This window comes from Brooklawnia sp. (assembly GCF_032229645.1).
Classification (GTDB): Bacteria; Actinomycetota; Actinomycetes; order Propionibacteriales; family Propionibacteriaceae; genus Brooklawnia.
The window spans coordinates 16715-26905 of record NZ_JAVTWX010000140.1; the positions used below are offsets into that span (position 1 = coordinate 16715).

General features: G+C 64.6%; 8 protein-coding genes. 7 read left to right on the plus strand and 1 reads right to left on the minus strand.

The features are described from left to right. The first annotated feature begins 281 nt into the window (after positions 1-281). The 7 genes from clpB to AAFP05_RS11700 all read left to right on the plus strand — a co-directional run bounded on the left by clpB (position 282) and on the right by AAFP05_RS11700 (position 8477). Positions 282-2864 (plus strand): ATP-dependent chaperone ClpB, encoded by a 2583-nt coding sequence (gene clpB, locus AAFP05_RS11670; protein ID WP_341730039.1) that lies wholly within the window; start codon positions 282-284, stop codon positions 2862-2864. 141 nt (positions 2865-3005) lie between these two features. After that, entirely contained in the window at positions 3006-4103 is a 1098-nt protein-coding gene (locus AAFP05_RS11675) for a substrate-binding domain-containing protein (protein WP_341730040.1), read from the plus strand. A 45-nt stretch (positions 4104-4148) separates the two neighbouring features. Next, positions 4149-4949, plus strand: a complete 801-nt coding sequence (locus AAFP05_RS11680; protein WP_341730041.1) for a fused MFS/spermidine synthase — start codon at positions 4149-4151, stop codon at positions 4947-4949. A gap of 119 nt (positions 4950-5068) precedes the next feature. Further along, positions 5069-5971, plus strand: a complete 903-nt coding sequence (locus AAFP05_RS11685; RefSeq protein ID WP_341730042.1) for an ABC transporter substrate-binding protein — start codon at positions 5069-5071, stop codon at positions 5969-5971. Further along, a complete protein-coding gene (locus AAFP05_RS11690) occupies positions 5968-6942 on the plus strand; it encodes an amino acid ABC transporter permease (protein WP_341730043.1) in 975 nt (324 codons plus the stop codon). The genes AAFP05_RS11685 and AAFP05_RS11690 overlap by 4 nt, the downstream gene beginning before the upstream one ends. Next, complete coding sequence (locus tag AAFP05_RS11695; RefSeq protein ID WP_341730044.1) at positions 6942-7739, plus strand: amino acid ABC transporter ATP-binding protein; 798 nt, start codon at positions 6942-6944, stop codon at positions 7737-7739. Before AAFP05_RS11690 ends, AAFP05_RS11695 begins: the two co-directional genes overlap by 1 nt. Before the next feature lie 36 nt (positions 7740-7775). Beyond that, a complete protein-coding gene (locus tag AAFP05_RS11700) occupies positions 7776-8477 on the plus strand; it encodes a sortase (RefSeq protein WP_341730045.1) in 702 nt (233 codons plus the stop codon). Between the two features lie 191 nt (positions 8478-8668). On the opposite strand, the gene AAFP05_RS11705 is transcribed toward AAFP05_RS11700, so the two are convergent. Further along, positions 8669-9913, minus strand: a complete 1245-nt coding sequence (locus AAFP05_RS11705) for an ROK family transcriptional regulator (RefSeq protein ID WP_341730046.1) — start codon at positions 9911-9913, stop codon at positions 8669-8671. Positions 9914-10191 lie beyond the last annotated feature (278 nt).

The following is a 10191-nucleotide window of genomic DNA, read 5'->3' on the forward strand; positions in this document are numbered from 1 at the left end:
GCAGCGGCTGGCGGTTTGCGCGGTCCTGGCTCGTGGCGGCTGCCGGGAGTTGCAGCGGCTAGCGAATTGCCGCTAGTTTCTGCGATTCGCGGTAGCTGGTGGACGGTGGCCGTGCATTTCGGTAGCCGATGCGACCCATCGGACGATCGAGCGCCACGAAATCCCGCGCCCCACCGATCCCGCGCCCCCGAAGAACCCTGGAAGTACGGAATAGCCTGCCCCCGACAAGAGTTGAGTGACATAGACTCAACTTTGACAGACCCCTACTACGCGGAGACCTGATGGACACTGAAAAACTGACCACCATGAGCCGCGACGCGGTTTCCACCGCGTTGCGACTTGCATTGACGAACGGCAATCCCAGTGCGGAGCCGGCGCATCTGCTGCATGCCCTGCTGATGGTGCCCGACAATTCCGTGAACCCCCTACTGGCGAAGATCGGCGTGGACGCCGGTCAGATCGACCAGCAGGCCGAGGCTGCGATCAAGCACCTGCCTGCCACCTCCGGGGCGTCGGTGACCCAGCCGCAACTCTCGGGGGCCTTCGCCCGCGTGCTTGCGGACGCCGAGACCCGCGCCAATCAAATGGGCGACCAGTTCGTCGCCACCGAACACCTGCTGATCGCGCTTGCCAGTGTGCAGTCGGAGGCCGCCCAGGTCCTCACCAGGGCGGGCGCGACGGCCGACAAGCTGACCAAGACCTTCAACGATGACCGCGGCACCAAGCGCGTCACCAGCGCCGAATCCGAGGGTGGCGAATCGGCGCTCGACAAGTACTCGGTCGACCTGACCGCTCGGGCCCGCGAGGGCAAACTCGACCCGGTTATCGGACGAGACGCCGAGATCCGTCGCGTCGTCCAGGTGCTGAGCAGGCGCACCAAGAACAACCCGGTGCTGATCGGCGAGCCAGGTGTCGGCAAGACCGCCGTCGTTGAGGGTCTCGCCCAGCGCGTGGTGGCCGGCGACGTGCCCGACTCGTTGAAGGGGCGCCGGGTGGTCTCGCTCGACCTGGCCTCGATGGTCGCCGGTGCCAAGTATCGCGGTGAGTTCGAGGAGCGGCTGAAGGCCGTCCTCAACGAGATCAAGGAAGCCGAAGGCCAGATCATCACGTTCATCGACGAGTTGCACACCGTCGTGGGTGCAGGAGCGTCCGAGGGAGCCATGGACGCGTCCAATATGCTCAAGCCGATGCTGGCCCGCGGCGAGCTGCGCATGATCGGCGCGACCACGCTGGACGAGTACCGCGAGCACATCGAGAAGGACCCGGCTCTGGAGCGCCGTTTCCAGCAGGTCTACGTCGGCGAGCCGAGCGTCGAGGACACCGTCGCGATTCTGCGTGGCCTCCGCGAACGCTATGAGGCCCACCACAAGGTGCGTATCACCGACGGCGCCCTGGTAGCAGCGGCCAGCCTGTCGAATCGCTATATATCCAACCGACAGCTTCCTGACAAGGCCATCGACCTGGTGGACGAGGCCGCCTCCCGACTGCGGATGGAGATCGACTCCTCACCCGAAGAGATCGACCAGCTGCGTCGCCAGGTCGACCGGTTGACCATGGAGCAATTTGCCTTGGGCACCGAGACCGACGACGCATCCAAGCAGCGGCTGGCCAACCTCAATGCCGAACTCGCCGACGCCAAGGAGCGTCTGCGTGCGTTGGAGGCCCAGTGGGAAGCCGAGAAGGGTGGACTGAACAGGGTCGGCGAGCTCAAGGAGCAGGTCGATTCGTTGCGCACCGATGCCGAGCGCTACCAGCGTGAGGGCAACCTCGAGAAGTCCGCGCAGATTCTGTACGGCGAGATCCCGGCCCTTGAGAAGGAGATGAACGAGGCCGAGCAGGCCGCCGGCGATAAGAAGACGATGGTCTCGGAAGACGTCACCAGCGCCGACATCGCCGAGGTGGTCAGTGCCTGGACGGGCATTCCGGTGGGCAAGATGCTGGAGGGCGAATCGGCCAAGTTGCTGGAGATGGAGGACCGCATCGGCAAGCGGCTGATCGGTCAGCGGGACGCGGTGAAGGCCGTCTCGGACGCGGTGCGCCGTGCCCGCGCCGGTATCTCCGACCCGAACCGTCCGACCGGATCGTTCCTCTTCCTCGGGCCGACCGGCGTCGGCAAGACCGAGCTGGCCAAGGCGTTGGCCGACTTCCTCTTCGATGATGAGCAGGCCATGGTCCGCATCGACATGAGCGAGTACATGGAGAAGCACTCCGTCTCGCGGCTGGTCGGTGCCCCTCCGGGCTACATCGGCTACGAAGAGGGCGGCCAGCTGACCGAAGCGGTGCGGCGTCGTCCGTATTCTGTGGTGCTCTTGGACGAGGTCGAGAAGGCTCACCCCGATGTCTTCAACATCTTGTTGCAGGTGCTGGACGACGGCCGGCTGACCGACGGTCAGGGGCGCACGATCGACTTCCGCAATGTGATCTTGATCATGACCTCGAATCTGGGCAGCAACTTCTTGTCCGACACCGCGATGAGCGACAAGGCCAAGAACGAGGCCGTCATGAACGTCGTGCGCAAGACGTTCCGTCCGGAGTTCTTGAACAGGCTGGACGAGATCGTGATGTTCTCGCCGCTGAGCCGAGACGACCTGGCGCACATCGTCGACATCAATCTGGATCGCATCAATCATCGACTGGCCGAGCGCCGGATCACCGTCGAGGTGAGCGATACCGGGCGTCGCTGGCTGGCCAACCGTGGTTACGATCCGGTCTACGGTGCTCGTCCGCTGCGCCGGTTGCTGCAGACCACGGTCGAGGACCAGTTGGCCCGCAGGGTGCTGGCAGGCGAGGTGACTGACGGGCAGAGCGTCCACTTCGAGGTCACGCCGGACGGCGAGAATCTTGAAATCGAGTCGATCGACTGATCGGCGGCGACTGGCGCCGTCGGTAGCCCGCATCGAGCAGCATCGAGCAGCTGGCTGTTCGGGGACTTCCGGCGGTGCGCTAGTCTGCCCGCAGTGATCGGCTCAGCGGCCGCCCGGGTCACCCCGACGGGAAGGAAGACGATGCCACCACAGTTCAACAGGCGCCAGTTCATCCACATCGGCGCCGGGATCGCGGCGGCCGGGGCGTTCAGCGCCTGCCGACCGGAAGCAGCGCCGGCCACGAACTCTTCGACTGCGTCCGCATCGACCACCGCGTCCGCATCGACCACCGCGTCCACCGCGTCGACCTCGACCACCTCGGTGATCGGCCCCAAGACCATGGTCACCGTTCCGAAGCTCACGGGCATTGCCTGGTCGGACCGGGTTGCGGAGGGCGTGCGGATGTATGCCGATGACTCCGACAACAATGCGTACTGCGACGGCGCTCCGCAGGCGTCGGTCGATGCGCAGTTGAGCGTGCTGCGCCGCCTGGTGGATGCCAAGGTGTCGGCACTGCTCGTCTGTCCGTTCCAGCCGGACTCGGTGGAGGAGGTGCTCGGGGAGGCAATGGCGGCCGGCATCGTCGTGATCACCCACGAGGCACCCGCCATCACCAACGCCCACTACGACCTCGAGCCTTTCCGCAGCGAGGCCTACGGCACCAACCTGATGATCGAACTGGCCGGCCGGATGAACCAGACCGGGGAATACGTCCAACTGGTCGGATCGCTGAGCTCCGCCACTCATATGGCCTGGGTCAATGCCGCCAATGAGTATCAGCGGACGCATTATCCCGACATGGTCCGCGTCAACGAACCCATCGAGACCTCGGACGATCCCCAGCAGGCACATCAGACGATGCTCGACGTGCTGGCGGCCTTCCCGGGTCTGGCCGGCGTGCAGGGCTCCGCGTCCACCGATGTGGTCGGTGCGGGTCAGGCGATCGAGGAGGCCGGGCTGAGCGATCAGATCGTCGTCTGCGGTACCTCGACCCCCAAGAACGCGAGGGCGCTGCTTCGAACCGGGGCCGTCGACCTGATCCAGTTCTGGGATCCGGGCATGGCGGCCTACGCGCAGAACGTCGCTGCGCAGATATTGCTCGGCGGAGGCAAGATCCGGCAGGGGAGTTCGCTGGTCGCCGACGGCTACGGCAAGATCGGTCTCGAGGGCAAGGTGATCTACGGGACCAACGCCTGGATTACCGTGACCAAGGACAATGTCGATGCCTACGACTACTGAATCGAACCCGGGTCGCCGCACCCGGTGCGCCGAGCCGGCGATGTCATGACCGATATCTCGTTGATTCCGGACGGATCCGGCTGGATCCTGACCATGGACGAGGTCGCCCACTCATGGGTCGACCCGGACGATCCGGGCAGGCTGGAATTCGCCTATATGCAGCGGATGGCCGAGTATCTCGATCTCGCCGCGCCGCCGGGCGAACGGATGCGGGTGATCCATATCGGTGGAGGTGCGATGACGATGGCCCGCTACATCGCCGCCCGGCGTCCGACCTCGCCGCAGATCGTGCTCGAACCCAACGAAGAGCTCACCGCGAAGGTGCGCGAGTATCTGCCGCTGCCGGCTCGCTCGGGCATCAAGGTACGCCCGACCGACGGACGAAGCGGTATCGCCGAGATGCCGGACGGCTACGCCCAGGTGATCGTCGTGGACGCCTTCGCGGATGCCAGGGTTCCGGCATCGCTGGTCAGCATCGAGTTCTTCGACGACTGCTTCCGGGTGCTGCACCAAGATGGGCTGCTCTTGTTCAACGTGATCGACATCTTCCCGCTGGCCTGGACGAAGCGAGTGCTGGCAGGCATCGGCCAGTTCGCCGACAATCTGGCGCTCAGCGCCGAGTCGTCGGTCTTGAAGGGACGCAGGCACGGCAACCTGGTGCTGGCGGCCGGCCGCGTGCCGATCGATATGGATCGGATCACCCGCAGAGCCGCCGGATCGGCGTTCCCATGCCGAGTGCTGCATGGCGAATCGCTGGCAAGATTCGTCGGCGGCGCTGCGCCCTTCTACGACGACGAGGCCGAGGACTCACCGAGGGTGATACGCGGGCTACTGCATTTCGAATAACAGGCGGATATCCTGTCACGGTTACGAAGTTGTAACCGATTGCCAGGCGGACTCGTGTGGCAGGTTGCTGATGTCAGTGTCAGTCTTGGTTTGCACATCCTTTACCGGAAGGTCCACCGATGAAACGTCCACTTGCTGCCGCTGCCGCGGTCTTCTCTGCCGTTGCCCTGCTGATGAGCGGCTGCGGTTCCGACTCGCTGAGCAGTTCAGGAGCGTCCGGCTCGGCGTCGTCGGACACAAGCATTCCCGCCGTCGAGGCCGATCAGGCGTTGCACGACTCGTTGCCCGACGCGATCAAGCAGGCCGGCGTCATCGAAGTGGGTGTCGATCCCACCTACAAGCCGAATGAGTACATGGACGGCACAACGGTCGTCGGCATGAACGTGGAGATCTTCGACGCGGTCGCCGCCCGGTTGGGGGTCAAGAACAATTGGAACCCGGCTGCCTTCGACTCGATCCTGGCCGGCGTCCAGGCGCAGAAATATGAGGTGGGCAGTTCGTCGTTCACCATCACCCCGGCCCGTCTCGAGACGCTGACCTTCGTCGAATACCTCAATGTCGGCACCCAGTGGGCGACGCTGGCGGGTAATCCGGGTGAGGTCGATCCGAAGAATCCTTGCGGCAAGACAATCGCCTACCAGACCGGCACCACCCAGGAGGAGGAGATCACGGCGACCCAGGAGACGTGCGGCTCCAATCCGATCAGCACCTTGTCGTATCAGGGTCAGGATGAGGTCAACAACGCGCTGATGATCGGCAAGGCGGACGCGATGCTGGCCGACTACCCGATCACCCAGAACGCCATCCAGACGTCTGACGGCAAGATGGAGGCACTCGGCGAGCAGTACGGCGCAGCTCCCTACGGCTTCACCATGGTCAAAGACAATACGCAGCTCGCCGAGGCGATCTCGAAGGCGCTCGACGATCTGAAGTCCGAGGGAGTCTATGACGCGATCCTTGACAAGTACGGCGTCTCGGGTGCTGCTGTAGATGCCTTCCCGGTCAACCCGCAGGTGTCATGACTCAACCTGAGGCTGCTTCAGGCATGATCGGCGACGACCGGCCGGGAACCATCGACGCGGTGCCACTGCGTCGACCCGGCCGGATCGTGGCCGGCGTGGTGATGCTGCTGATCGGCATCTGGATCGTCTACCAGATCATCACCAATCCTGCTTTCGACTGGCCATTCACCTTCGAGGCGATGAACCAGAAGCAGGTCATCAGGGGCTTCGTGACCGGCACCCTGGTTGCCACCGTCGGAGCGATGGTGCTCGGCGTGGTCCTCGGCGTGCTGCTTGCCGTGATGCGGATGTCGGACAACCCGATCCTGCGCTGGTCGGCGGGAGTCTACGTCTGGTTCTTCCGGGCGATCCCGCGCTATGTGCTGCTGATGATTCTCGGCGCTGCGGGTGCATTCGCGATGGGTGGGCTGACCGTCGGTGTCTGGCCGGTGGACGGCAGCTGGGAGCTTCTCAAGGTCGATCTGAACCGCTTCTCCACGACGATCTGGATGGCCATCATCGGGCTGGGATTGTCGGAGGCCGCCTATATGGCCGAGATCGCGCGCTCGGGCATCCTGAGCGTCGACCGGGGACAGTGGGAGGCCGCCCGGGCGATCGGCATGAGCAACGGCCAGACGATGCGCCGCATCGTGCTGCCGCAGGCCATGCGGGTGATCGTCCCGCCGACCGGTAACGAGACCATTGCCATGTTCAAGGACACCTCGTTGCTCTCGGCGTTGCCGCTGGCCAACGAGATGTTCTTCCAACTGCGTGCCATCGGAACCGCGACTTACAATCTGATCCCCAGCTATATGGCCGCCACCTTGTACTACGTCATCACCGCGACCATCCTGGGAATCGGGCAGGCCTGGCTGGAACGGCGCTTCGGACGCGGCTACAACCCGACCGAACCGACCAGAGGGCGTCGACGGGCCAAGGCGGACGCCAAGACCGCCCGGACCGCGATCATGTTCCCGGGGAGCGACCATTGATGAGCGACCACATCGACCATATCGATCGCAGCGGCGAGCCCCTGGTGCGGGCTGTCAACGTGCACAAGTCGTTCGGCAGCAACGAGGTACTCAAGGGCGTCGACCTGGAGGTCTATCCGGGCGAGGCCGTCGTCCTGCTCGGGCCGTCGGGTTCGGGCAAGACGACCTTCTTGCGGCTGATCAACCAGATGGAGACGCTGACCGGCGGACGCATCTGGGTGAACGGCGAGCTGATCGGCTACGAGGAGCGGGGAGGTCAGCTCCACCAGCGCAAGGATTCCGATATCGACCGGCAGCGGTCCCGCATCGGTATGGTCTTCCAGCGTTTCAATCTCTTCCCGCACAAGACGGCCTTCGAGAACATCACCGAGGGCCAGATCGTGGTCACGAAGAAGTCCAAGAAGGACGCGGCCGAGCGCGCCTGGGATCTGCTGGGTCAGGTCGGGCTGACCGAGAAGGCGGACGCCTACCCGGCCCAGCTGTCGGGCGGCCAGCAGCAGCGCATCGCGATCGCGCGGGCGCTGGCGATGGATCCGGAGCTGATGCTCTTCGATGAGCCGACATCGGCGTTGGACCCCGAACTGGTCGGCGAGGTGCTGCAGGTGATGAAGACCCTGGCGGGCGAGGGCGTGACGATGATCGTCGTCACTCACGAGATGGGCTTCGCTCACGAGGTTGCCGACCGGGTCTACTTCATGGACGCCGGCGTCGTGGTGGAATCCGGGCCCCCCGAGCAGGTCCTCGATCATCCGCAAGCGGAGCGGACCAAGGCGTTCTTGTCGCGCGTGCGGCGTTGACGGGTCTCCCAAACCCAGGCCACTACGATCGGTGATGTGAGCGAGAACGGAAAATCCGTGGCGAATGCCTCAAGGCACTCGGGTGAGTCGCCTCGGCCGCGCCGAAGCCTCGGCGCCCGGCTGCTACGCGCTGCCTGGCTGCTGCTCGGGCTAGCCGTGCTTGCCGGGTCGGTCTGGGCATTCTGGCTCTTCTACGGCACTGACCAGCGGGCCCAAGCTCAGGCGCGTTCGGCAGTCGAGCGCTTCGAGTCGTCCTGCGCGACCGGCGGCCAGGCCGAGCAGAATCCACCAAGCACGGCCGCCGAGGTCATCGGTTTATTGAGGTTCCCTCAGTACGGCGATGAGTCCTGGCCGGTGCTGGCCGGGGTCGGCAGCGAAGAACTCGGAACCGGCATCGGGTGGTATCCCGAGACTGCCGGGGTAGGCGAGATCGGCAATATGGCGGTGACCGGATACCGCATCACCAATGGTGCGCCGTTCGCAGGCTTGCTTGAGTTGAACCAGGGCGATCGGATTCAGATCGCCACCTGCACCGACGTCTACGTCTACGAGATCGACGTCGCGCCGCGCGATCTCACCGTCCAAGCAGGCGACGATTGGGTCTTGGACGCGGTACCCGGCGATGCAGGAAAACGCCCGAATGCGCGAATGATCACGCTGATCACCGGCCAGGATCTGCTGCCGAGCAGCGATCGTTCGGTGGGCATGGGGCATCTGGTCTCATCGAATCCGCGGTGATCCCACCAGTGGCACGATGGCGACATGAAGCCGTCGTCGGTCATCAACTACGGGTCACACCCCGATCAGCAGATCGCCGTTCATCCTCATGCCGGCCATGCTTCATGGCGTCAGGCGGACGCCTGGCTGGCGGCGCTCACAAACGCGCCAGAGCCTCTGGAGGGTCCTTAGGTCTGAGACTGCGCGGCTGGTCAGGCAGTCCAGACGATCGGATCGTCGACCAGGCGTTGTAGTGCGCGGTGTGCCGCGCCGATGACGGCCAGATTCGCGGGATCTTCGGCGATCCGCACCTCGAGGTCGGACGAGGCCGACTGGAGAACCCGGGTTCGGAGTTCATCACGTGCGGCGGGAATGAGATCGCCGCCGATTGCTGCGACGATCCCGCCCAGAATGATCTCGGGAATATCAACGGTATTGACGATGGCTGCGAGCGCCCGACCCAGCGCAGCACCGCCGTCGGTGATCGCGGCTTGCGCGCGGACAGAGCCCTCGTGCGCGGCCGCGACGATCTCGTCGGGGGTCGATCCTGCCGGCATACCGGCGTTGCGCGACAGCGCGCGAAGGCCTAAGTATGCCTCCAGGCAGCCGGACGCGCCGCAGGAGCAGACCGGGCCGGCCGGGTCTACGCAGATATGGCCGATCTCACCCGACCAGCCGTGAGCTCCTGACAGCGGACGATGGTCGATGATGATGCCCGCTCCGATACCTACTTCACCAGACACGTAGATGAAGGAAGGCGGCCCGTCGGGCACGCCCGGGCGGGGATTGGCGACCGCGAACGCGGCGAGGTCTGCCTCGTTGGCGACCACCACCGGATCCAAGGCCGCAATGGGTTCCAGAAGGCTGGTCATGGGCAGGTTGCGCCAGCCGAGGTTGGGGGCCAGAGCCAACGCATCCGAGGAGACCAAACCGGGCAGGGCCAGCCCGGATCCCACAAATGTCGCGGAACCGGTACGCGAGTTCACGCGCGTCGAGTTCAGCACCGTTCGTCCGAGTTCGGCCAGCTCGCCGATGGCTTGGGCGGGAGCAGAGCCGGCGAAATCTCCGTGGATCGTCTCCAGCGACAAGATCTCGCCGGTGAGATCAATGGCGCACGCAGACAGATAGCTGATGTTGATCTCGAGACCGAGTCCAATTGCGGCGCCTGGCCGCGGGGCGAGCGGGATTCCGGGACGTCCCCGCGCGGTGTCTGAGGCAGGGCTGAGATCGTGTACCAGGCCGGCGTTGATGAGCTCATCGACCAGACGCGAAACGGTTGCTCGGGTGATGCCCACGTGAGCGGCGATGGCGGCCCGGGAAATGGTGCCCGGATTCGCCAGGATCTCCCGTAGCACCAGCGAGAGATTGACCGCGCGGACCCCTTCCAATGTGGCGCCCGCCCGTGCACTGCTGGATGGCCGCCGCAGCGTCGGATTGCGCGGCCGTCCGGGTGTCATGAGCCCCGACTATACACAGCCGACGCGGGTCGACAGTCGTCCGGCTTGGTGCTGTCGACTGCGCCAACCACTGATGGCAAGGAAGAGATTCGCACGTGGGTCTTGACATATGCGGTCAAGTCATTTATGTTTTGTATCACAACAAAACAAGTCGTGGTGACGAGGCCACGATATGACACGTGGGGGTGTTGAGATGGGTGATTTGTGGGACGTCGATCCGATCGGGTTTGTGGGTAAGGCTGATCTGCGTCAGGGGCTGGGTTTCCGGTATTACCAGC

Excerpts from the sequence above, each read along its gene's own strand:
- AAFP05_RS11675 (WP_341730040.1), top strand. The coding sequence starts at position 3,006 with ATGCCACCACAGTTCAACAGGCGCCAGTTCATCCACATCGGCGCCGGG.
- AAFP05_RS11695 (WP_341730044.1), top strand. The coding sequence starts at position 6,942 with ATGAGCGACCACATCGACCATATCGATCGCAGCGGCGAGCCCCTGGTG.
- AAFP05_RS11690 (WP_341730043.1), top strand. The coding sequence starts at position 5,968 with ATGACTCAACCTGAGGCTGCTTCAGGCATGATCGGCGACGACCGGCCG.
- AAFP05_RS11685 (WP_341730042.1), top strand. The coding sequence starts at position 5,069 with ATGAAACGTCCACTTGCTGCCGCTGCCGCGGTCTTCTCTGCCGTTGCC.
- AAFP05_RS11705 (WP_341730046.1), bottom strand. The coding sequence starts at position 9,913 with ATGACACCCGGACGGCCGCGCAATCCGACGCTGCGGCGGCCATCCAGC.
- AAFP05_RS11680 (WP_341730041.1), top strand. The coding sequence starts at position 4,149 with ATGACCGATATCTCGTTGATTCCGGACGGATCCGGCTGGATCCTGACC.
- clpB (WP_341730039.1), top strand. The coding sequence starts at position 282 with ATGGACACTGAAAAACTGACCACCATGAGCCGCGACGCGGTTTCCACC.